Here is a 23,073-nt window from a genome sequence, read left to right on the forward strand (position 1 = left end):
ACATCGTTCAGGCCGCGCGCGATTGCCTCGTCATCGGACCCGGCAACTGACAAATAGCGCGATCAGAACGCCGCCATTTAGCGCGAGCGTTTACACTCGTGCTAGCATGTCGCAAAAGTCAGTTGCAAAACAATTGAGTTTCGACGCACATATGCGACATGCTCACCGGCTATGCGCGCGTCTCTACAGACGATCAGGATTTGCGGCTGCAACGTGCCTCGTTGAAGGAGGCGGGCTGTCGCCGCATCTTTGAAGAGAAGGTGTCAGGTGCAAAGCGCGATCGGCCGGAGCTGGCGCGGATGCTCGACCAGATCCGCGACGGGGATGTGGTGGTTGTCACGCGCCTCGATCGGCTCGCGCGATCGACCAAGGATCTGCTCGATATTGCCGAGAAGCTGAAGGAAGCCGGGGCTGGCTTGCGGTCACTAGCTGAACCTTGGGCGGACACGACCTCGCCAGCGGGCCGCATGGTACTGACCATATTCGCCGGCATTGCTGAGTTCGAGCGCGAGCTGATCCATCAGCGAACCAGCAGCGGACGGGTGGCAGCAAAGGCGAGGGGGGTCCGGTTCGGCCGCCCGCCCAAACTCACCGCGGACCAGATCGCCCTGGGAGAACGTCTGGTGAGAGAGGGCACCTCTGTCCGGGAAGCGGCCAAGCTACTCAAATGCCACCACGCGACCCTGTACCGAGCATTGTCGTCTCCGGACGTCGCCTCTGCGTAGCTGCTCGACACAGCAATACCGCTATTGAAAATGTAATGAATATTCCTTACATTCGCTCCTGGAGGTTGCAATGGCTACCATTGTTCAAGAGCGCAGCAGGATCACGGCCAAGGGCCAGACCACCGTGCCGAAGGTCGTGCGCCAGGCGCTTGGGGTCAGCTATGGCGGTGAGATCGCCTTCGTGGTCGACGAGCAGGGTGTCAGCGTTCGTCGTGTGGAGACCGACGAAGCCGATCCGGTGATCGGGGCTTTTTTGGGCTTCCTGGAGCAGGATATGCTGCGCCACCCTGAGAATGTCGCAGCCTTCCCGGCCGGCTTGGCCAAGCGCATGGCGACACTGGCGGAGCATATTGCCGTCAATCCGGACGAGGAGATCGACGGGTCAGTCGCGCTCTGATCCATGGTCGTCGTCAATGGCTGGACCCTCTACGCACACCCGTTGCTACTCGATCAGCTCGAGAAGCTGACTACGGCTGTCGAGAAGTCACGGGCGAAGGATCCGGATGGCTGGACCGGCACGGCCAATGCCAAGGTGCTGTCCGCTGTGCGGTCGCTCATGTTCGAGACGATCCCCAGCGATCCAACCCGGCCTGAGTATCGGCAGGGCAGCACGCTTGGCGCCGCCCGAAAGCATTGGTTTCGAGCTAAATTCGGCAACGGGCGCTTCCGCCTGTTTTTCCGTTACGACAGCCGCTCAAAGGTTCTCATCTTCGCTTGGGTGAACGATGAAACCACCCTGCGGACCTACGGCTCAAAGACTGATGCCTACGCCGTGTTCAAGGGCATGCTCGACAAGGGCGATCCTCCGGACGATTGGGCTGCACTGCTCAAGGCTGTGTCTGCTGATCCGGTCACCAAGCGCCTAGATCAAGCCAAAGCGAAATAGGCGCGGGATCGTACTTTCTGCTTTCGTTCCGCAGTTGGCTGACTCATAGAATCGTCATGCCGATCGCGCCTGAACACCGCTGGCTATACCCGATCGACTGGCCCGAGCTGTCGAAGCTGATCCGCTTTCGCCGGGCGAAAGGGCGATGCGAACACTGCCAGCGACCGCATGGTCGCGATGTCATCCATCTTGGCAACGGAACCTGGTGGGACGAGGACAGCGCGGCTTGGCGTGATGGAAAGGGAAGGCGCGTTCGAGCTCTGGCGCCTCTGGGCGACCTCCTGCCCATTCAGCTGATGCTGATAGACATAGACTCGCCACCTCCACGTGTGACCCGCGTTGTACTGGCCACTGCACACCTGAACCACGATCCAGGCGACAACCGGCCCCGTAATCTCGCTGCGCTCTGCCAGCGATGCCACATGATCCATGACGCAGCCGAGCATCGCAGAAGGCGCTGGCTGAACCGATATCGCCTGAGAGCCATACGGGATCTCTTCACTTTATAAAATTTGGTGTCATAAAAAAATCCCGCTTGCGAATCGGGCTGAAGCTAAACTAAGGGAGATCATCACCACGCGGTATCACGAGTTCCTCCAAAATGACACGACACATGCAAGATCGAATGAACCAGCGCGGCATTTCAGGCGAGCTCGTGAGCCTCGCCTTGGCGTATGGCGAGTGGCAAGGCGATAAGTGCCAGCTCAGCCGCAAGGCTCTGCTGCGCCTCATTGCTAACGTGGATGGGCTGCGCACGATGCTGGTCAAAGCCATCGATAAAGGCGGCTTAACGGTCGTCGAAGCTGATGGCGCGCTCATCACGACCTATCGCGGTGCATCGGCGGGCCGCCGGTGAGCCTCTTCACATCACGGCTCTGTGATGCCTTTCGGCACACCGGTCTTGCGCCACACGATACGGCTCCGCTTGCTGCTGCCTGCCTATTGGCATCGCAATACGCCGTCGATCCGGCTGACAGTTTAGGCAAGATTTTCGCCGCAGTCGCGAGAGAGCTGCGCTGTGCCCCGCATCATGACGGCATCACTGCGGCGCGGGATTGGCTGGAGAGCCCAACAATTCCTGGCGTGATTGAGAAGAGCATCTCGACATGGTCGCTGCCGCTCATCGGAGAAGCCGCTACCGCGGTGATCGACTGGGATGCAGAAGCTAATGCCCTGCTCGACGTCCTGAGCGCGCGGGGGCCAGCCTCCATGGACATGGCGGTGGCTGACGCTCTTACCGAACTCATGCCGCTTGCGCCGGATGGAAGCTGCACCTGCGCTTTTGGCGCTTCTGCGACCATTGCTTGGAGCCTGTCACGGCACAGGCCGGTCACATGGTTCGTGAGCGAGCCGGAACTCGTGACACTGTTTTCACTCTTGGCAGTCGCGGCCAAGCGGTCACTCACAATCGACCGTCGTAATCCGCTCGACGGTACTTTCGGCCCGGTACAGGGTGAAGACATTCGCGCCGATCGCTCGTCACCCATCAGTGCTGTCGACTACATCATCACCGCTCCGCCAATTGGTATGCGGCTGTCTGGAAGTGACAAAGGTACAATGCTCGAGGGGCGTCAGGTTGCGCTGCTGAGCCCGCTGGCCAAGCGCGCCTTCATCACCTTGTTGCCGGATGGAACCCTGTTTCGGGAGGGCAGGGCCGATGTTAGCCTCCGTCAAACCCTCCTCGAAACTCGTTCGGTTGCCGTAACCAGTTTGCCAAGCGGTATTTGGGGGCGGTGGAGCAGCGTCTCCACATCTCTCGTAACGATCACGCCTGAACCGACAGATACCGCCTGGTTCATCGATGGCCGTACCATGGCGACGCAGAGCGTTGGCCGCGTGCAGTCGCGTCTGTTGGCGCAGCATCTCAGCGGGCTCAGCAAGGGAGGCGAAAATGCGCCTCGCCAGGCGCGAGTGCCGATCGAGGAGATCGCAGCACAGAACTTTGTTCTGACGCCGGACCGCTACCTGCGCTCGCACAAAGATGATGTGATTGCAGCGGCACTGGCGCGAAGCGAGACTATCCTGCTCGAAAAGGTCGCAGTGATCGAGCGGAGCAAAGCGCCACGGCCGCTGCTTGACGATGCCGAACCCGCTGCGCTGACCTGCCGCGAGATTGCACCGGCCGACATCCAGGATGGCGCTGTCCGCATGCCCAAGCGGGTTGTTCGGTTCTCCGAGGCAGAGAGCAAGCGAGCGAGAAACGTCAGCGTTGCTCCCGGCGACATCCTGGTGAGCATCAAGGGCAATGTCGGTGTGGTCGGCCGTGTGCCGGACCTCGACGTCATCGCCAGCGAGGTCTTCGACGAACCTTGGATTGTTGCGCAGAGCCTCGCGATCGTCCGTTGGCAGCCCAACACCGCTATCCCCAGTCCGGACATTCTTGCGCTGCTGATGACTGCTCCGTGGGTGCGCACCCAGCTTGAACGATTGTCTGGCGGCACTGCGATCAACACGCTTCCGATCAGCGCACTTCGTGGTCTTGAGTTGCCAGTACCTGACTCTGAGCAGTGTGCAGCCGCGACCAGAGAGGCCCGGATTATTGCGGATCTCGAGGAGCAGGCCGCCCAACTTCGGGAGGAGATTAACGCATCGCGGAACACCCTCTGGCAAAAGCTTTGGCAGCTCGAGCCCGAAAGCCATGAAGAGTGAGACGATGCGAGCGCTAGTTCGTCCCTACCTTGAACTGTGTGGCCACTCTCGGGCGGCACATTGCCCTCTTATGCCTCACCCGGCACAACAAACGGCGAAATATGGTCACTGAAGCAGACACTTGCCGAAAGTTCATCGTTCCCAGACTGCAAGCCGCAGGATGGGACGACGCGCCTTGCGCGATTCAGGAGCAGCGGACGTTCACCGACGGTCGGGTGATGTTCGTCGGTGGCGAACCCCGCCGGGGGCAGAAGAAGCGGGCCGACTACATCCTCCGGTACCGACCTGACTATCCAATCGCCGTCATCGAGGCCAAGGCGAGCTACCGCTCTGCGCAGGACGGTGTGCAACAGGCGCGTGACTATGCAGAGGTGTTGGGCCTGCGGTTCGCCTATGCCAGCAACGGACATGAGATCATCGAGATCGACGTGGCGGCAGGCACAGAGGCGGTCCGCGCCGACTTTCCCGCACCTGACGAGCTCTGGCAGCGCCTCCGTGACGAGCTCGACCTGCCCGAGGTTGCCGCCAACCGGGTACTCGAGCCTGGTTTTCCGGATGCCGAGCGGCCGCTGCGCTACTACCAGGAGATCGCCGTCAATCGCTCGCTTGAAGCGCTCCATGGAGGCCAGCGTCGCGTGCTGCTCAACCTCTGCACCGGCGCGGGCAAGACGGCGGTTGCTTTCCAGATCTGCTGGCGGCTGTGGTCCGCAGGATGGAACAAGCGCGGCGATCATCGCCGGCCCAAGATCCTGTTCCTCGCTGATCGTAACATCCTGGTGGACGATCCCAAGGACAAGACCTTTACGCCATTCGGCGACGCGCGCTGGAAGCTCGGCCCCAGTGCGGTCAGCCACGGTCGCGACATCTACTTTTCGACCTACCAGGCGATTGCGGCGGATGAGCGGCGCTCAGGCCTCTACCGCGAGTTCGCACCCGACTTCTTCGACCTGATCGTTATCGACGAGTGTCACCGCGGGAGCGCCCGGGCCGATAGTTCGTGGCGAGAAATCCTCGATTGGTTCGAGCCCGCCTATCAGCTCGGCATGACGGCTACGCCGTTGCGAGAGGAGAGCCGCGACACCTACGCCTATTTCGGCGACGCGCTCTATACCTATAGCTTGGCGCAGGGAATCGCCGATGGCTTCCTTGCGCCCTATCGCGTCCACCGCATCGTGACCGACCTTGATGCGGCGGGCTGGCGGCCGAGCGCGGGCGAGCTCGACCGCTATGGCCGTGAGGTGCCCGACGAGGAATACCAGACCCGCGACTTTGAGCGCACCGTGGCGTTACGCGCCCGCACCGAGGCTATCGCTCGGCACCTGACGGACTTCCTCAAGAACACCGATCGCTACGCCAAAACCATCGTCTTCTGCGTCGATCAGGATCACGCGAGTGAGATGCGTGCCGCACTCGTGCGGCTCAATGCCGACATGGTAGCCAAACACCCTGACTACATTGCGCGCGTCACCGCCGACGAGGGTGACATCGGCAAGGGTATGCTCAGCCGCTTTCAGGATCTGGAAGCCGAGACGCCGGTGATCCTGACCACCTCGCAGCTTCTGACGACCGGCGTCGATGCACCGACCTGCAAGAATGTGGCACTGGCACGCGTCGTAGGATCGATGGCCGAGTTCAAGCAGATCATCGGCCGCGGCACCCGGCTGCGCGAGGATTACGGCAAGCTGTGGTTCTCGATCCTCGACTACACCGGAACCGCGACCGAGAAGTTCGCCGATCCGACGTTCGATGGCGAGCCGACCGCGCAGACCACGACCGAGATCGACGGGGCCGGCGCAGTGGTCGCCACCAAGACTGACGAGCGCCCTGACACCGACGCAGTAACGACCGATACGGACGTCGACCCGGCCATCGTGCTACCGGACAGTGCGGATGATGGCCTACCCCGCAAATTCTATGTTGATGGCGGCGAGGTGGAGGTGGTGGCCCACCTCGTTTACGACCTTGATGGCGACGGCAAACGGCTGACCTGCCGTAAGCTGACCGACTGGACTGGCGAGAAGGTGCGGACGCTGTTCGCGACCCCGGCCGCGTTCCGTGCCGAATGGGCGATGCCCGACAAGCGCAGCGCCGTGATCGACGCACTGGCGGAACGCGGCATCGACCTGCACGCGCTAATGCAGGAAGCTGAGCGGCCCGACGATGATCCGTTCGATCTGATCTGCCATCTTGCTTGGAACGCACCGCTCACCACCCGTGCCGAACGAGCGCGGCGCGTGCGCGAGGGGGGCCTCTTCACACGTTACGAGGAAGATGCACGCGCGATCCTCGATGCCTTGCTCGACCGTTATGCCGGCGGTGGTGCCAATGAGCTGACGCTTCCACAGGCGCTCAAGGTCCATCCGGTGTCAGATTTCGGCAACCCCAGCGAAATTGCCCGCCGTTTCGGGGGACCTCAGGCGATGCGCCAGGCAGTAGCCGACCTGAACCTCGCCCTCTACGCGGCCTGATAAACAACAAAGGAACGACATGGCTCGCCAGCCGAAGAAACTTGCCCCTCAGACCACGGCTCAGCGCCTCGATTCAATCGTCAAATCAGCGCGCAAGATCATGCGCAAGGATAAGGGACTGAACGGCGACCTTGATCGCCTCCCGGTGCTCACCTGGGTCATGTTCCTGAAGTTCCTCGACGACCTCGAGCGCGTTCATGCCGATGAGGCCGAGCTTGCCGGCGAGCCGTTCCACCCTGCCATCGAGGCGCCGTACCGCTGGCGGGACTGGGCGGCTGACAAGAACGGCATCACCGGCCCGGACCTGCTTGCTTTCATCAACGCGGACAAACCCGTTCGACCGGACGGCACAAAGGGTGCCGGGCTGTTCGCTTATCTGCGGTCTCTGCGGGGTACCAATGGCAGGCGTGATCGCCGCGACGTGATCGCCACCGTGTTCCGTGGCGTCCAGAACCGCATGGAGAGCGGCTACCTGCTCCGCGACGTCATCAACCTGGTTGACGGCATTCACTTCGATAGCTCGAGCGAGATGCACACGCTTGGCCGGCTCTACGAGACACTGCTGCGCGAGATGCGCGACGCCGCCGGCGACAGCGGCGAGTTCTACACGCCGCGTCCAGTAGTCCGCTTCATGGTCGAGCGGATCGACCCGCAGATCGGCGAGACGGTGCTCGATCCCGCCTGCGGTACTGGCGGCTTCCTGACCGAATCCTACGCCCATATGGCGAAGCAGGCGGACAGTGTGGAAAAGCGCCGTCGGCTCCAGGGCGGATCGCTGATCGGGGTCGAGGCCAAGCCGCTGCCTTACCTACTGGTGCAGATGAACCTTCTGCTGCACGGTTTGGAAGCGCCCGAGATCGACCCCGGAAACGCGCTGCGCCATCGCCTCTCAGAGATTGGCGAACGCGAGCGGGTGGAGGTCATCCTGTCCAACCCGCCCTTTGGGGGCGAGGAGGAAGCAGGCATCCTGTCCAGCTTCCCTGACGATCGCCGCACGGCGGAAACGGCGCTTCTGTTCCTGCAGCTCATCATGCGACGGCTGAAGCGGAAGGGCAAAGGTCGCGCTGCAGTGGTTGTGCCGCATGGTGTACTGTTCGGTGACGGCGTTGCCGCAAGGATCAAGGCGGATCTGCTGGAGAAGTTTAATCTCCATACGATCGTGCGCCTGCCAGAGGGCGTGTTCGCGCCCTATACCGACATCGCTTCCAACCTGCTGTTCTTCGATACCAGTGGCCCGACCGGCGATATCCACTACTGGGAACAGCCTGCGCCCGAGGGTCGCCGGAAATATAGCAAGACGGCACCGCTCCAGTCCGCCGACCTGGCCGATCTTACCGCCTGGTGGGGTGACCGCGCCCCGGATCCGCGCGCCTGGATCGTCAACGGCCCCGCGCTGATCGAGCGCGACGAGACCGGTAACGTCCGTAACGTCAATCTTGACCAAAAGAACCCCAACGCGAAGGCCGCCGAGGACCACCGCGCGCCCGCCGAGATTGTCGCCGCTGCTCTGGAGAGGGAGGCGGAGGTGCTCGCCATCCTCAAGGACCTGCGCGCGCTAGTCACGGAGCGCAATGCGGCATGACGTGGCCTAAGGTAGCGCTAAGTGAGGTAGCAACGCTTACGTGGCGGGGCGAAGCTCCGAACCCAGACCAAACATACCGTCTTGTGGGGGTTCGATGGTGGGGTGAGGGCGCGTATGAGTACAAAACTGTCCTTGGTTCGGAAACCCAAGCACCTCAGCTCTATCGCGTTGAAGCCGGAGACCTCCTGATTAACAAGATATGGGCAAGGCATGGCAGCATCGCGGTTGCTGATGATAGTCTTGCTGGTGCCTACGGTTCATCAGAGTTCCCGACCTTTATACTCGATCGCGAGCGGCTTGAGCCGCGCTTTGCCCACTGGTTTAGCAAGACGACCAGCGCATGGGCGCAATGTGAGGCACTGTCCCGAGGCACCAGCGGGAAGAACCGGGTAAAGCCAGAACGCTTCCTGACCGTGAAGATACCTTTGCCACCACTTGCTGAGCAGCGACGCATCGTTGCGCAGTTGGAGGCCGCGGCGGCGGCAATGTCGGCGCGTATGCGCGCCGCAGGCGAGGTGGAATCCGAACTCGCCGCCACATTGGCTGCTGCCTTTGACCGGATCACCCAGGACACGCCGCGCTCGACAATGGGCGAAGTCGCGCCGCTCGTCCGCCGGCCTGTCACGATCGATCCCGATGCGACCTACCCGGAACTGGGCGTGCGCTCGTTCGGCAAGGGGACGTTCCACAAGCCGCCGCTCACTGGGATCGATGTGGGCTCAAAGAGGCTCTTCTCGATCGAACCGGCAGACCTGGTGTTCAACATTGTCTTTGCATGGGAAGGCGCGATCGCCGTTGCGGAAGCGAGCGACGCGGGCCGCGTCGGGTCACACCGATTTCTCAGCTGCGTGCCTGATCCGTCAGTCGCCACGGCGACTTTCCTGCGCTACTGGTTTCTCAGCGAGGAGGGCTTGCTGGCACTCGGTCGCGCCTCCCCCGGTGGTGCAGGACGTAACCGCACGCTTGGGATCAAGGCGTTGGAGGCGATCCGCGTCCCGGTACCATCTCTCGACGCCCAGCACTGGTTCGACCACTTGCAAGCCAAAGTGCGGGCTGCTCGGGTGGCGCAAGCAGCCGCTACGACCGAGCTCGATGCTCTACTCCCTGCACTTCTCCACGACGTCTTCGGCGACGCGGACGCGCGGGACTGACGGAAGGAATCGGCCATGCCGAAGTTGAACCGCACGCAGATACAGGACGAAGCGCGCGCCATCCTCGCAGCGAACCCCGGCGGGCTGCGCTGGGCCGAGGTGTTGAAGGCGATTGGAGCCGCCCACCCGGAAACGCCCGCCAACAGCATCCGCGGCGCGACGCACGTCCTTTTTCAGGGCGCTGACGACGTTGTGAAGATCGCACGCGGCACGTACCAGCTCGCCCGCTTTGCCGAGGCAGACGCCGCCGAAGCCGTCGCGCAGGAAGAGGCGGTTGCCGCCGCCCCCATCACGGTCGACACGGATGCGTCTGGCACCGCATCGGTGTCCGAGCAGGCTTTCTACGCCAGTTTCGCCGAATGGTTGGAGGAGAATGACGAGGTGACCGTCGCCGGCGCGCTTGGCGGCAGCGTGCTGGGCGGCAAGTGGGGCACCCCCGACGTGATCGGCGTCCTCAAGCCCCGCGCGCAGGACATCTTCAAGTTTGAGCCGCAAATCGTGACGGCGGAGATCAAGGCGAGCCCGAGCCAGCCCGTCGTTGCCTTCGGGCAGGCGGTCGCCTACCGGCTATTCAGCCACAAAAGCTACATCGTCGTGCCCCGCACTACCACCAGCGACGACATGAACCGCTTGACCTCCCTGTGCAGCATCCACGGCGTCGGCCTGGTAGTCTTCAGCCTCGATACCGACCAGCCGGACTATGGCGTTGTCGTTCTCCCCGCGGTCGCCAACCCCGACATGTTCTACGTCAACACCATGTTGGACCGACTGAAGGCTAGCGAACCACGGCTGCTGAACCGGCTATTTTGATAGCACGCCGCGGGGGGCTCTCTTCCGGTGTCGAAAACCGCCCGGTTCTGACAACATGCTATCGCACCACCGACCGCTGCCGCCGTAGGATCTCGAAAGCTCCGCTCGCTTTGGCGAGCGCGACCTCAACCGCATGTAGGTCAGTTGCAAGCGCCAGTTCGGGTCGCCCGGCCATTGTAAGCACGACGGAGAGCACGGTGTCGGACTCCCGCGCCAGCCTCAGCAGATGGTGACCGCTGGGTCCGACATCACCATTTAGCCAGTTGCGAGCCGTCCGATCGGACGCTTCCGTCCATCGCTGGATCTGCTTGGCGGCACCGGTGCCCGTTCCGAGCTCCGCCCGCAGGGCTTCGCTGACCGCGGCAATGTAATCGGCTTCGGTCAGCCTCCCTCCCCTGTTTTGAAATCCCTTGCCGGTTTTCGGAAACATGTTGCCGCCCCTTTCAGGTTAGTGGCGGCTGTGGGCGCGTGCGCCTCTTGATCAGAGGCCGCCGATGGTCATCAACTGGAACACATCTGAGAACGACAAGCCACCAGATCCGCCGCGGGTGCGAGCGGCAGAATATGTCCGCATGTCGACCGAACATCAGCAATATTCGACCGACAACCAGGCGACCGCGATCCGACGCTTTGCTGACACGCACGGCTACGAGATCGTCCACACCTACAAGGACGATGGGAAGAGCGGCCTCAATCTTTCGGGTCGCTCTGGGCTAATAAGCCTGCTAGCGGATATCGACGCGGGCCGCACCGATTTTAAAGCGCTGCTCGTCTACGACGTGAGCCGGCTCGGCCGCTTCCAAGATCCGGACGAGGCGGCCACGCACGAGCTGCGCATCCGCGCTGCCGGCATCCAGGTCGAGTATTGCGCGGAGCAGTTCCGCAACGACGGCAGCATCAGCTCGTCCATCATCAAGACCGTCAAGCGCACCATGGCAGCGGAGTACAGCCGCGAGTTGTCGGTCAAGGTTTTCGCAGGGCAAGCCAACCTCATCCGGCGCGGCTGCCGCCAAGGCGGGCCGGCCGGCTTCGGGCTGCGCCGGCTGCTTGTGGACGTGAACGGGGAGCCGAAGGGCGAACTCGGCCGAGGCGAGCATAAAAGCATCGCAACCGATCGCGTCATCCTCGTGCCGGGGCCGCCGGAGGAGATAGCGGTGGTCCAGGAAGTCTACCGGCTGTTCACCGAGACGGCGATGCCTGAGCGCGACATCGCGACCATGCTCAACGCGCGTGGGCTCGTCACCGATCTCGGACGCGCCTGGACTAAGGGCACCGTCCACCAGCTGCTCATCAACGAGAAATATGTCGGCGATAACGTTTGGGCGCGCACATCCTTCAAGCTGAAGCGGCAGCACGTCCTGAATGCAGAAGAGGAGTGGATCAGGGCCGAGGGTGCGTTTGCGCCGATTGTCGACCGGGCCGTGTTCGGCCGGGCACGCGCCATCATTGATGCGCGCTCGGCACGGCTGAGCGATGAGGCGATGCTCGAACTGCTGGCTTCGATCTTCCGCGCCAAGGGCTTGCTGACCGGCCTCATCATTGACGAAGCCGAGGATGCACCGTCCAGCAGCACCTATCGCACCCGCTTCGGCAGCCTGCTGCGCGCCTACGAGCTGGTTGGCTTCGCTCCAGATCGCGACTATCGCTATCTGGAGATCAACCGGAAGCTGCGGCAGCTCCATCCCGGTATCGTCGCCGATACGATGGCCGCGCTGGAGCAGGCCGGCGGTACGGTTGTTCGCGATCCCGAGACCGACCTCCTCTCCGTGAATAATGAGTTCACCGCCTCGCTGGTGGTGGTGCGCTGTGTCCAGACCGCGGCAGGTGCGCTGCGCTGGAAGATCAGGCTCGATACCGTGCTCAAACCTGACCTGACGGTCGCGGTACGCATGGCGCCCGGCAATGAGCTTACCCGCGACTATTATCTCCTCCCCCGGCTCGACATGGGCGACGCCGTGCTGCGCCTGTGCGAGCACAACGGGCTGTCGCTCGACGCCTATCGGTTCGATGATCTGTCCGCCTTTCACCGCATGGCGGCACGACGCTTATGGAGGGCTGCCGCATGAACACCGCCCGCCCCGCTCAACGGGTAGAATGGATCCCGCTCGAGCGCATCACCGTCGTCAACCCGCGTGTCCGTAACAAGCGCACGTTCAAGGAAATCGTCGACAACATCGCACAGGTCGGCCTCAAGCGCCCGATCACCGTTACGCGCCGGGTGGAGGCAGACGGGCCCTTCTATGATCTCGTCTGCGGCCAGGGACGCCTGGAAGCGTATCAGGCACTTGGGCAGGCCGAGGTGCCTGCCCTCGTTGTGTCGGCAGATCCCGAGGATTGCCTGATCGCCAGCCTGGTCGAGAACTGCGCCCGGCGCCAGCACAGCGCGATCGATCTGCTCCAGGACATCGGCGGCATGCGCGAGCGCGGCCACAGCCTGGCCCAGATTGCCCGCAAGACGGGCCTCACGCTCGAATATGTCAGCGGCGTCGCTCGCCTCCTTGAAAAAGGCGAGCAGCGCCTGCTGCGCTCGGTGGAGGCGCGCGCAATCCCGTTAAGCGTCGCCGTGGAGATCGCCGATGCGGAAGACCATGAGGTCCAGCGCGCGCTGCAACTCGCCTATGAGAAAGGAACGCTGCGCGGGCGCAAGCTGATCGCTGCCAAGCGTATCGTCGAGGAAAGACGCCGTCGCGGTAAACATCTGAGGCAGCAGAGCGGTAAGCCGCAAACCGGTCAGAAGCTGTCGCCCGCAGCACTGATCCGCGCGTACCAAGAGGACGTCGACCGCAAGCGCGGCCTAATCCGGCGTGCTGACGCCGCGCGTGACCGACTTCTCCTCATCACCGAGGCGCTGCGCCGGCTTAAGCTCAGCGAACAGTTCACGGCTCTGCTCGAGGATGAAGGGCTTGCGACCATGCCCGAGAACCTCGCATTGCATCTCGATCGCATGGGAGCCTCGTCGTGAGCGGTCGGCAACCGGCCATGCCGGTCAAGCTGGCTTTTGAGGAGGCGAGCCTTCGCATCCCGATCGACCACATCATGCCGCTCCGCACGATTTCCGCGGCGGTGAAGAAGTCGGTGAAGTACGGCCAGATCGCCGCCTCCATCGCCGAGGTCGGCATCATCGAGCCGCCCGTGGTCGCCAGAGATGCGACCGATCCCGGACGCTACCACCTGCTCGATGGACATCTGCGCGTCGAGATCGTGCGGGAGCGTGGCAACGCCGAGCTCGTATGCTTGGTCGCGACCGACGACGAGGCCTTCACCTACAACAAGCGGGTCAGTCGGATCGCGACCATCCAGGAACACCGGATGATCCTGAACGCGGTCAAGAAGGGGGTCTCGGAGGAGCGGCTCGCGCGTGCGCTGAACGTCGACATCGCCAGCATACGCAAAAAGCGCAACCTGCTGGTCGGCATCTGCCCCGAGGCGGCCGACCTTCTCAAGGACCGTCACGTACCCATTCACGTCTTCACCGAACTCCGCTTCATGAAGCCCGTCCGTCAGGTCGAGGCCGCTATGGCGATGGTCACCATGAACCGGTTCTCGGTCAGCTATGCCCGCTCGCTGGTCGCCTCCACGCCCGATGACCAACTAGTCGCCGGCAAGCCGCGACGCATGCCCGGGCTAACCGAGGATCAGGTGGCTACCATGCAACGCGAGAGCGAGAACGTCGACCGGCAGCTGCGCGCCGTCGAGCAAACCTACAGCTCCGATCAGCTCGATCTGATGCTCGCCGCCGGCTACGTGAACCGCCTGCTCGGCAACGCCCGCGTGGTCCGATACCTGGCCCAGCATCATGCCGACATTCTCGCCGAGTTCCAGAAGCTGAGCGATCTGCAGAAGGCGGCTTAGCTCGCCGATGAGGCCCAAAAACGGACTGCGCCTTATTGCTTTGTTGGGTTTTCGCCCATATCTTGGGGGCAATCGAACCCGCCAGGCCTCTATCCGCGAGGATATGCACACTTGGCGGGTCTTTTTTTACCCTGCTACGCAGGATGGGTGCCACGCCCTTTCACAAAACCCGCGACGACGATCGCGCAGCAGCTCCAACATCTCCAGGCCGAAGGCATGGCGATCCCCGACATGGCGCGGGCCGAGCACTGGTTACGCCATGTCAGCTACTACCGTCTGAGCGCCTACTGGCTGCCCTTCGAGTATCCCAAGGGCAATCCTGGCCCCCGTTTCTTACCGGGCACCAGCTTCGATACCGTCACCGACCTGTACGATTTTGACCGCCGCCTTCGGTTGCTAGTGCTCGATGCGATTGAGCGGATAGAAGTCGCTGTACGGGGTAGCTGGGCGTACGAGCTGGCGCAGCGGTTTGGACCCCATGGCTATCTTGATGCGGCGCTCTACCATCATCCGGGTAAGTACCGTGACAACCTGACGCGCTTGACCAACGACGTGGCAAGCTCGCCCGAGACGTACATCGACCATTACCGCCGGACCTACAGCACGCCGGCAATGCCGCCGGTGTGGATGGTGGCGGAAATGATGTCGTTCGGGCAGCTCTCCCGATGGTATGCGCTGCTCGACGATCGGGCGCTACGCAACGCCATAGCCAAGCCCCTTGGTCTTCACGAGGCAGTGCTGGTGCCGCTCCTGAAGCATCTCTCCACGATCCGAAACAGCTGCGCGCATCATGCCCGGCTTTGGAACCGCGGTTTTTTGCTGCGCATGCGGGTGCCCTTTAAGCCGGCCGCCCTCGTCAGCACGCTTGACCCCCCCGCAGCCCATGCTCCAGCCCAGCTCTACAATGCCCTGGTCCTCATCGTTTACCTGTTGAAGCAGGTCGCTCCGGCATCGGTCTGGCGAGATGATCTGACGGCGTTGCTCGCCCAACATCCGACGGGCGATCTGACGGCAATGGGGTTTCCACAAGGCTGGGCAGCTAGGCCCTTGTGGCTTTGAGGGATCCCCTGCCCTTGGCGATCAAAACCCTCCGGTTCTGACACCAGCTAGTGTAGGCTGATCCGAAAAGCCAAGTTTGTTCAAGCAGGCGCTGGTTGATGGTGTGGCTAACCCGGTTATGGTGAGCAGACGGCGCCAAGAGAAAATCGCGATTGGCTCCGAGGGGGGCTAATCGATGGCGACTGCGCAGCCTAAATCCGTTTTCGAGACTATTCTTGAATGGTCATCGGGTAGGCCTGCGTGGCAGCGGGACGCGCTTCGCCGTATTGTTGCAAAAGGAAAGCTATCGGAAGACGACAAAGCAGAACTGGTTCAGCTCTGTCTAAAGGGCCAAGGCACTGATGGCATTGCTTTAGAGGCGGCACCTCTAACTGCCGCGCATATACCAGCAGCGGCAACGACTGGTTCGGCGATCACCCTGACGTCTATCGCCGAAGTGTCCGGGGTTAACCGTCTCGCGGTCGGGCAAACGCTTCCCTTCGCCGCTCTTGGCATCACCGTTGTTTATGGGGATAACGGTGTCGGCAAGTCAGGTTATGCTCGTATCCTCAAGCGTGCCTGTCGCGCGCGCTTCGTCGGCGATCTGCTTGCGAATGCCTTCGATCCCGCTGCCGCAGGCGTCGCATCGGCGACGATTGCCTATAGCGAGGGGGCCACCCCGGCCGCGCCAATTACCTGGGTCAACGACGGCAAGCCGCATGCGGTACTATCGGCGGTGAGCGTCTTCGATCGCGACTGCGCCACCGTCCATGTCCGCAACGAGAACGAGGTCGCTTTCCGTCCATTCGGACTCGACGTGCCGGACGAGTTGGCGGCGGCATGTCAGGCGGTGAAGGAGGCGTTGAACGCGGAGCAAATGCGGCTGAAGGGTGCGCAGGACCCGGTTTTCCTTCAGCCTACCTTCAGTGCCGACACTCCTGTCGGCAAGATCCTATCGAGCCTGAAAGCCACCACGAAGCTGGCACCGCTCGAGGCGATGGCTCAGCTTACGGAAGACGAAGAAGGCCGGCTCGCCCAGCTTAATGAGGACTTGGCGCGCGACCCCCTTCGCGCCGCAACCGAGCAGCGCGCCGCCGCACAGACCCTGCAGCGTTTTGCCGACCACTTGGCAGCCACGCTCGCCAAGACAGCTGATGAGCCGCTTTCGAGCTTGCTGGCCCTAGCGGAAGACGCGCGCGATAAGCGCGCTGCCGCGAAGCTAGCAGCCGAAACCGCGTTCGGCGACGCGGTGATTCCAGGCGTCGGCGAGAATATCTGGCGCGCCCTCTGGGAAGCGGCGAGACGCTACTCGGTCGAGGTGGCTTATCGTGGACAGCCGTTTCCACCGGACACGACCGATGCGCATTGCGTGCTGTGCCTACAGACGCTGCCAGAGGATGCGTTGGCCCGGATGGGCGCGTTCGAGCGCTTCGTGCAGGCTGATACCGAGAAGGTAGCTGGCGAAGCGGAGCGTGAGTTTCAGGCGGCGCTGCGAGCACTTGAGGCCGCCCCAATCCGCATCGCCACCTTTCCCCTGCGTCGCCAGCTTACGCTTAGATCGAAAGCGACCGGGGCAGCTGTGCTGCGTGCGCTCGCCACAGCGCGCCTGCGCCGGCGCATCGCACTCAATAGTCTGGACGAAACCAGCACGGTTCACATGCCCGACGCCGCTCCCGATCCGGTGCCGGCGGTGCGCCAGGTAGTGATAGATATGCAGCGTTACGCCGGCGAACTGACGGCCGCGGCCGATCCCATCGGCCGCAAGGTGCTAGAAGACGAGCGTAATGCCCTGCGCGACCGCAAGGCGCTCAACGTGCTTTTGCCTAAGGCGCGCGCGGAGATCGACCGCCTCGTGCAACTCGCTCGATTGTCGAAGTGCTTGACCGAGACAACGACCAACGCGGTCACCTCTTTGGGCAACGGCATCGCCGATCAGGTCATTACGCCGCGCATGCGCGACCGCTTTCAGGAGGAAATCCAAAAGCTGGCAGCTAGCCGCGTGCGTGTCGATATCGTCCGTTCCGGCGGGAAATATGGCTCGCCGCAATATCAAGTGAAATTGTTCGCCAACGACCGGGCGAAGGTGCATTCCGTGCTGAGCGAGGGCGAGCAAACCTGCGTCGCCTTGGCCGTGTTCCTCGCCGAGCTGGCAACCGCCGGCCATTCCTCTTGCCTGGTGTTCGATGATCCAGTGTCGTCCCTGGATCATCGCTGGCGCCGTAAGGTGGCCGAGCGCCTGACCGAAGAGGCGGCCGTCCGCCAGATCGTCGTGTTCACGCACGATCTGGTGTTTCTCAACGATTTACAGACCCTTGCGCGCCAGCGTAGCGTTCCGATCAAAGAGATTTCCCTAACACAGACTGCCGCCGGTGCCGGCGTGGTCCATGAAGGACTCCCTTGGGCCGGACAGAAAATTCCCGAACGTTTGGACAATCTCGAAAAAGATGCCCGTGCCGCGCGCCTGCTGTACGAGGCCCATGACGATGACGGCTATGCCGCTGCTGTAGCAAATTTTTACAACCGTCTGCGCAGTACGTGGGAGCGCGCCCTCGAAGATCGAGCTTTTTGTAACGTCATCAACCGGCATCGCGACTACATCGATGCAAAGAACCTCAAGCGCGTGACCGTTCTTACCGAAACCGACACGGCATCCTGGGCTGCGGGCTTCAAGATCTGCTGCGATATCACCGATGCCCATGATCCTTCACGAGGACGCAATGCATCACCTCCACCGCCTGACGATCTGCTGAAACACGTTGGGGAATTGAAGGATTGGGCAGAAAATTTGCGGGTGCGTCAGGCTGCGATTGCCTGATCCTACGTGCTAGACAGAGCGGCTACGAGGATGGTGTCAAAACCGAGCGGTTGTGACACCGCAGACATGACGCTGTTCCTGATACCCCGAATCCCGGACGTGCGTTCCTGAAACCCCGAATCTCCGGCCTCGGTATCTAAAACCCCGAATCTCTGGCCCCGGTGTCTAAAACCCCGAATCTCACCTTTCCGTGGGTGAAACCCCGAACCTGAATCTGCATCCCTTGGATCAGCGCTGGCTGCATTTCAGGTTGATCGCGCCCATCGCGAGCTGAGAGGGTGAACCGCCTTCACGCGCAATTTCCTCGTCCAAGCAACGCTGCCGCGGCGAGCGGGTGTCTTTCGGCTGCTCTTCCACGACATAGGCGGTGTGGCCTTCCGGCGTGACGACAGTACGCACCTGGGGCCTTTTCGTGCGAGTGGTCCCCGGCTGCGCTGGCACGACGTAAACGCTGCCATATTCCGGCGTGGTGACAACGCGTACCTGAGGCTTGGCCTTGTTCTGCCCATCCGACGACCGCGCGGTGAGGGGCGAGGCTACGCCGATCGCGAGCGTCGCTGCTACCGCAGTCAGGAACAGTGATCCTTTGCGCGCCATAGCAGCCGATATAGGCTCGAACGAACTGCTTTCGAGTTAATAGGAGCAATCCGTCTCCTCCCCAGTCGATGGGGCGAAGGCCGCAGTTTCGCCTCATCTCGTTCCAGAGATCTGCCGCTTCTGGCGCTGCTCAAGCCACATGGTGAAGGCTCCTTGCGTGCAAACATCCAATGGCTCGTACATGCCCGGAGCAACCCGCCTCAGAAGCATGGGACCGGTACGACCGCCCTTCTTAGCGAGATTGATCTCGCAGGAGTTCATCTTCCGGCCGCAATAGCCGCCGGTGCTCTCGATCGGGCTCTCGTGGATGCGAATTGGTCCTGAAACGCGGCCCTTCATGATCCGCAGAACCCGGGCGGCCCGGCTCTGCTCAATCTTGCGCCCTGGTCTGAACCACCATCGCGCGCTTCCATCCGATCTGCACCAGAAACGAGGAAGAGCGGGGTCCACAGCACGCTCGATCACCAACTCGGCCGCAATGTCCGCCTTGGCGAGCGCCGCCCGCCCGGCGGCTTCTACATTGTCCGGTGCGATGCATGAGCACGCCATAGCTGGCGTGGACATGCTGACGGCCGCGACAACGAAGACGGCTCCTATTACCCGGTCCAGCCATGATATCGTCATGACAGCAAGGACAGCCGCACCAAGCCAACCGCGGCGAGGATCAAGCCGACGACGCCTATCACCCACGTTCGTATGGCGAGTTGCCGTTCAAGCCCTTTGGCTGCTTCCTGAACCTTCATCGCCTCTCCTGCCGCTTGCCCTGTTTACTAGAGCTGACCTCGACAGTGCATCGAACCGCCGCGCGTTCCCGGTCCGCGCGCTTCCGGCACGCCTCTAGCGCTTCACGGTTGGCGGCAATGATCCGGTCCCCCGCCGCCAGCGCAGCGAACGCACCGGGAGAAGCAGCCTGCATCATGCGCTGCCCGCCTTCCCACATCGGCATGGCGAGCGTGCGAGCCGCCATCTTCTCGGGCCATTGCCAGCTCGCTGGCACAGCGCGCGCCACGACGCCGGCGAACGCCGCCCATAGGATCGTGCCGAGCACCACCCCGCCGATCGCCGTCCACATCAACCAGCGGTTCTGCTCGTCGCCGCGCCGCACCGATACCGCGACGCCCTGAAGCACCCGGGTCGCATCCTTCAGCTCGGCAGCAGCCGTCGCGATCGTCCGTCGGTCCTCGGCCCGGGCATCCGCCCCCGCCGCCACGATCCGGTCAACGACATGGCGCGGGCTCGCTCCGTCCTTGGCCGCCTTCACCAGCGCGTCGGCGCGCTGCAAGGTAGCCTCGATCTTCTGCACCATGCCCGTCAGCGTCTCGCTATAATCAGGCTGCTCGGGCAGTTCAGCGCGCTCGACCGCCATCCGCTCGACAGCGCGGCGCAGCAGCGCCAGCTCGCCCTCTACCCGTGCGAAGGCTTCCTGGGCTGTCTCGGTTTCGTGCTCGTTCTCGTTCATCATGCCTCCCTCACGCACCCGAAAGCACGAAACCTATCGGCTCAATCCACGGTCGCGTTCGCGATCCGGCCCCAGCGATTTCGCCAATGCCTCGCCGATCGCCCGCCCCTTTTCCAGTTTCAGCTCCAACTCGGGCGCACGGCGCCGCAGCGCGGATTCAAGTTGCGGATCGCGGTGCAAGCCGCCCGCCGCTTTCTCCATGCGTCCGCGCATCTTCTCGGCGCCGGACTTGTCGCCCGCGCGCTCCAGCCCCTTCCGAGCGTGCTGCATCGCCTGCCAGCCCTTCACGAACCGATCGGCGCGCGCATCCGGATCAAGCCTGACGCGCTGCTCCTCGGCCATCGCGCGCGTCGCACTGCCCGTATTGCCACCGGCTGCCTGCTCGATCAGCCTGGGATCGCGCCTGAGCGCGGAAGCGAGGTCGCGCGCGGCATGGGGACGGCTCGCGTCCAGCGCATCGCCAGCCTTGCGCAACGCGCTCTCCTGATGAGGCAGCACCGGCAGGCCCTTGGCGCGCATCCGGCTTATATCGGCCGCGGCGCGCGCATAGCGTTCGATCGCCTTGGCCTGATTGGGCGCGGGCGATCCCCGCTCGGAGCCGGTGTTAATCGGACCCCCTTTGCCGTCGCGCGCCGGCTCGGGCGACGTTGGTTTCGGGCGGAAGCCGGCGAACATGCCCTTGGCCTTCGCCTGTACTTTGGCGACCATCTCCCGCGCGAGTTCCGGGAACCGGATCTCGCGCCGCTCGGCGAACGCACGCACCCGGTCATGCTCGGCCGTAGCGCCCTCACGCCCATAGTCGCCGGCCATGTCCTTGGCGCGGTCACGCGACAGGACACGGGCGAGCTGACGCTGATCGGCAAAATCATCACGCCCATAGTGGAGCTGCGCCCCGTCACGGTGCCGCGACATGCCGACATAGGCGCTGTGGCGATCCATCCCCGGCGTCGCCAGCACATGCGCCTGATCCACCGTCACGCCCTGTGACTTATGGATGGTCGCGGCATAGCCATGATCGACATGGGCATAGTCCTTGAGGTCGAACGCGACACGGCGGCCATCGTCAAGGCGAACGGCCATGCTGTCGGGCGACACGCGCTCGACCTTGCCCAGCGTGCCGTTCTTCACCCCAAGCCCGCGCTCGTTCTTGAGGAACATGATGCGGTCGCCGCTGGCGAACTCGCGCGCGCCCCGCTCGGCCGACACGCGCACGCCCGCCCCCAACTCGCCGGCGTCGCGCAGCCGATCGCGCGCGGCTAGGTTCAAATCCCGAACCTCGGCATTGGTGTGGGTGAGGATGATCCGCGTCTTGTCCGGATCGGCGAGGCGCTGCGCGTCCCAGCGGTCCACCAGCTCGCCCCGCGCCGCCTCGCGCGTCTCGGCTGCGTGGACCATGCCATGTGTGGCATAGGCATGGACCGCCTCGCCGGTGCGGCCCGTCGCCAGCGCCCGCGTAGCGTCCTTCTGCCAGTCCTCATGCTGCCGGCGAACGTCGCTGATCTCGGCTGCGCCATGGCGCTCGGCAATCGACCGGAACGCAGCACCTGCTTCGATCGCCTGCAACTGCTCGGGATCGCCTACCAGCACCACCTTGGCGCCGGCATCACGCGCATGCGACAGCACCCGCTCCATCTGGCGGGTGCCGATCATGCCCGCCTCGTCCACCACCAGCACGTCATTGCGGGACAGCTGGTCACGCCCCTGCGCCCATGCATGTTCAAGACTGGCGATGGTACGGGACTGGATACCCGATCCCCCTTCCAGATTTTCGGCCGCGATGCCCGACAGGGCCGCGCCGCGCACCTGGTAGCCTGCCTGCTCCCACGCCTCGCGCGCAACACCCAGCATCGTCGATTTACCCGTGCCGGCATAGCCGATCACCACCGACAGATCCTCCGGCCTGGTGATATGCGCCAGCGCGGCACTTTGTTCGCCGCTGAGCGTTAAACCCTCTGTCCCGGCAGGACTCCCTCGCTTACGCATTACTGCCGGGACACCATGACCCCGGAGCATTGCCAGCTCGTCTCCCGCCCGCTCAAGCCGCGCCTCAGTCGCGATCATGTCGCGGGAGGTGAAGCGCTCCTGATCGCGTCCGTCCTTGCCCAGCGCCACCAGCTCGGGACTGGCGCGCACCGCCGCCATCACCCGGTCGAACTGCTCCTTGCCGTCCGAATGGCGGAACGCGAACACCGCGAGATCGCGGGTGGTGAAGGTGGCCTGCTGCCGCGTGATCGCGTCGAGCGCGACATTCGGGTCCGCGACGATCTTCTCGCCGTTCTCGCGCGCGATCCGGAGATGATCGTCGGCGCGCCGGTGCGGCTCGTCCTCCTCCAGACGCCGCGTTCCCATCGGCCCGATCTTGTGCTGCGGCTCCAGCGCGATGCCCTGATCGGCATAGGAGCGATGGTCGATCCGGCCCTCAAGCCCCAGCTCGGCCATGCGCTCGTTGACATGTGCCGCCCACGCCTCGCGCCAGTCCTTCAACAGCTCGGTGCTGTTCCAGTCACGGTTCTTCTTCCCGAACCCCTCCGGCCCTACGTCGCGCATCGTCATCATCACATGCGCGTGCGGCTTGGGCGTGCCGTCCTTCGCCTTGTCCCAATGCACGTTCAGGTCCGCGACCATGCCGCGATCGACAAACTGCTTCTTCACGAAATCGCGGGCGAGCTGGACGCCCTGCTTCTCGTTCATCTCGCGTGGAATCGAAAACTCCACCTCGCGGGCAAGCTGCGCGTCCTTGCGCTTCTCGCCGGCCTCCACCTCGTTCCACAGGGTCGTGCGATCGTTTAAACGTTCCGGTGCGCCCTTCGGCAACATCACCTCGGAGTGGATCACGCCCGCCTTGTTCGAGAAATCGTGATCGCGGTTCAGCCGATCGTCGTGCAGCTCGGACGCGGAACGATAGGCGGCGCTCGCAACGGCGCTCGATCCGTTAGCGCGGCTCACAACCTTGGCGGAGAAATGGTAGATCGCCATGACGCTCCGCACCTTGCACTTCTTAGCGCACGTCGGCAACGACGTATAAGCGCGCACTCACGATC

21 protein-coding genes are annotated in these 23,073 nt (G+C 63.2%); 15 read left to right on the top strand and 6 right to left on the bottom strand.

The window, feature by feature from the left end:
- Positions 1 to 158: 158 nt before the first annotated feature.
- The 10 genes from BMX36_RS20225 to BMX36_RS20270 all read left to right on the top strand — a co-directional run bounded on the left by BMX36_RS20225 (position 159) and on the right by BMX36_RS20270 (position 10,271).
- Positions 159 to 725: a recombinase family protein gene (locus BMX36_RS20225; RefSeq protein WP_093068285.1), complete on the top strand. Its 567-nt coding sequence runs from the start codon at positions 159 to 161 to the stop codon at positions 723 to 725.
- A gap of 70 nt (positions 726 to 795) precedes the next feature.
- Entirely contained in the window at positions 796 to 1,122 is a 327-nt protein-coding gene (locus BMX36_RS20230) for a type II toxin-antitoxin system PrlF family antitoxin (protein WP_093068288.1), read from the top strand.
- A gap of 3 nt (positions 1,123 to 1,125) precedes the next feature.
- The gene (locus tag BMX36_RS20235; protein ID WP_093068290.1) at positions 1,126 to 1,611 is read left to right on the top strand and encodes a type II toxin-antitoxin system YhaV family toxin; all 486 of its coding nucleotides are present in this window, start codon (positions 1,126 to 1,128) and stop codon (positions 1,609 to 1,611) included.
- A 56-nt stretch (positions 1,612 to 1,667) separates the two neighbouring features.
- Entirely contained in the window at positions 1,668 to 2,120 is a 453-nt protein-coding gene (locus BMX36_RS22420) for a hypothetical protein (RefSeq protein ID WP_093068292.1), read from the top strand.
- 116 nt (positions 2,121 to 2,236) lie between these two features.
- Positions 2,237 to 2,467 (top strand): hypothetical protein, encoded by a 231-nt coding sequence (locus BMX36_RS20245; RefSeq protein ID WP_177179230.1) that lies wholly within the window; start codon positions 2,237 to 2,239, stop codon positions 2,465 to 2,467.
- Entirely contained in the window at positions 2,464 to 4,260 is a 1,797-nt protein-coding gene (locus BMX36_RS20250; RefSeq protein WP_143058632.1) for an N-6 DNA methylase, read from the top strand. The genes BMX36_RS20245 and BMX36_RS20250 overlap by 4 nt, the downstream gene beginning before the upstream one ends.
- A 101-nt stretch (positions 4,261 to 4,361) precedes the next feature.
- The gene (gene hsdR / locus BMX36_RS20255; protein ID WP_093068301.1) at positions 4,362 to 6,728 is read left to right on the top strand and encodes an EcoAI/FtnUII family type I restriction enzme subunit R; all 2,367 of its coding nucleotides are present in this window, start codon (positions 4,362 to 4,364) and stop codon (positions 6,726 to 6,728) included.
- A 19-nt stretch (positions 6,729 to 6,747) separates the two neighbouring features.
- Positions 6,748 to 8,310: a class I SAM-dependent DNA methyltransferase gene (locus BMX36_RS20260; protein ID WP_093068304.1), complete on the top strand. Its 1,563-nt coding sequence runs from the start codon at positions 6,748 to 6,750 to the stop codon at positions 8,308 to 8,310.
- Positions 8,307 to 9,461, top strand: a complete 1,155-nt coding sequence (locus tag BMX36_RS20265) for a restriction endonuclease subunit S (protein WP_093068308.1) — start codon at positions 8,307 to 8,309, stop codon at positions 9,459 to 9,461. The genes BMX36_RS20260 and BMX36_RS20265 overlap by 4 nt, the downstream gene beginning before the upstream one ends.
- Before the next feature lie 15 nt (positions 9,462 to 9,476).
- Positions 9,477 to 10,271, top strand: coding sequence for a hypothetical protein (locus BMX36_RS20270; RefSeq protein WP_093068310.1), 795 nt, complete (start codon positions 9,477 to 9,479; stop codon positions 10,269 to 10,271).
- A gap of 58 nt (positions 10,272 to 10,329) precedes the next feature.
- Here the strand turns inward: BMX36_RS20270 and BMX36_RS20275 are convergent, their stop codons facing one another.
- Positions 10,330 to 10,701, bottom strand: a complete 372-nt coding sequence (locus BMX36_RS20275; RefSeq protein WP_093068313.1) for a hypothetical protein — start codon at positions 10,699 to 10,701, stop codon at positions 10,330 to 10,332.
- 64 nt (positions 10,702 to 10,765) lie between these two features.
- Between BMX36_RS20275 and BMX36_RS20280 the strand changes: the two genes are divergently transcribed.
- From BMX36_RS20280 to BMX36_RS20300, 5 genes are all read left to right on the top strand, one after another.
- Positions 10,766 to 12,337, top strand: a complete 1,572-nt coding sequence (locus BMX36_RS20280; protein ID WP_093068315.1) for a recombinase family protein — start codon at positions 10,766 to 10,768, stop codon at positions 12,335 to 12,337.
- Complete coding sequence (locus BMX36_RS20285) at positions 12,334 to 13,233, top strand: plasmid partitioning protein RepB C-terminal domain-containing protein (RefSeq protein WP_093068359.1); 900 nt, start codon at positions 12,334 to 12,336, stop codon at positions 13,231 to 13,233. The genes BMX36_RS20280 and BMX36_RS20285 overlap by 4 nt, the downstream gene beginning before the upstream one ends.
- Positions 13,230 to 14,123 carry a plasmid partitioning protein RepB C-terminal domain-containing protein gene (locus BMX36_RS20290; RefSeq protein ID WP_218142221.1) on the top strand — a complete coding sequence of 298 codons (894 nt, stop codon included), beginning with the start codon at positions 13,230 to 13,232 and terminating at the stop codon, positions 14,121 to 14,123. Before BMX36_RS20285 ends, BMX36_RS20290 begins: the two co-directional genes overlap by 4 nt.
- A 216-nt stretch (positions 14,124 to 14,339) precedes the next feature.
- On the top strand, positions 14,340 to 15,182 hold the full coding sequence (locus tag BMX36_RS20295; protein WP_256210932.1) for an Abi family protein: 843 nt from the start codon (positions 14,340 to 14,342) through the stop codon (positions 15,180 to 15,182).
- Between the two features lie 175 nt (positions 15,183 to 15,357).
- The gene (locus BMX36_RS20300) at positions 15,358 to 17,976 is read left to right on the top strand and encodes an AAA family ATPase (protein WP_093068322.1); all 2,619 of its coding nucleotides are present in this window, start codon (positions 15,358 to 15,360) and stop codon (positions 17,974 to 17,976) included.
- Between the two features lie 228 nt (positions 17,977 to 18,204).
- Here the strand turns inward: BMX36_RS20300 and BMX36_RS20305 are convergent, their stop codons facing one another.
- The 5 genes from BMX36_RS20305 to traA all read right to left on the bottom strand — a co-directional run bounded on the left by BMX36_RS20305 (position 18,205) and on the right by traA (position 23,008).
- The gene (locus BMX36_RS20305) at positions 18,205 to 18,573 is read right to left on the bottom strand and encodes a hypothetical protein (RefSeq protein WP_093068325.1); all 369 of its coding nucleotides are present in this window, start codon (positions 18,571 to 18,573) and stop codon (positions 18,205 to 18,207) included.
- 93 nt (positions 18,574 to 18,666) lie between these two features.
- A complete protein-coding gene (locus BMX36_RS21975; RefSeq protein ID WP_218142222.1) occupies positions 18,667 to 19,137 on the bottom strand; it encodes a hypothetical protein in 471 nt (156 codons plus the stop codon).
- Positions 19,138 to 19,193: 56 nt separating this feature from the next.
- On the bottom strand, positions 19,194 to 19,316 hold the full coding sequence (locus tag BMX36_RS22260) for a hypothetical protein (RefSeq protein ID WP_256210935.1): 123 nt from the start codon (positions 19,314 to 19,316) through the stop codon (positions 19,194 to 19,196).
- Positions 19,313 to 20,032 (bottom strand): DUF6118 family protein, encoded by a 720-nt coding sequence (locus BMX36_RS20315; protein WP_256210936.1) that lies wholly within the window; start codon positions 20,030 to 20,032, stop codon positions 19,313 to 19,315. Before BMX36_RS20315 ends, BMX36_RS22260 begins: the two co-directional genes overlap by 4 nt.
- Positions 20,033 to 20,065: 33 nt before the next feature.
- Entirely contained in the window at positions 20,066 to 23,008 is a 2,943-nt protein-coding gene (gene traA / locus BMX36_RS20320) for a Ti-type conjugative transfer relaxase TraA (RefSeq protein ID WP_093068330.1), read from the bottom strand.
- Positions 23,009 to 23,073 lie beyond the last annotated feature (65 nt).

The sequence above is a fragment of the Sphingomonas sp. OV641 genome (genome assembly GCF_900109205.1).
Classification (GTDB): domain Bacteria; phylum Pseudomonadota; class Alphaproteobacteria; order Sphingomonadales; family Sphingomonadaceae; genus Sphingomonas.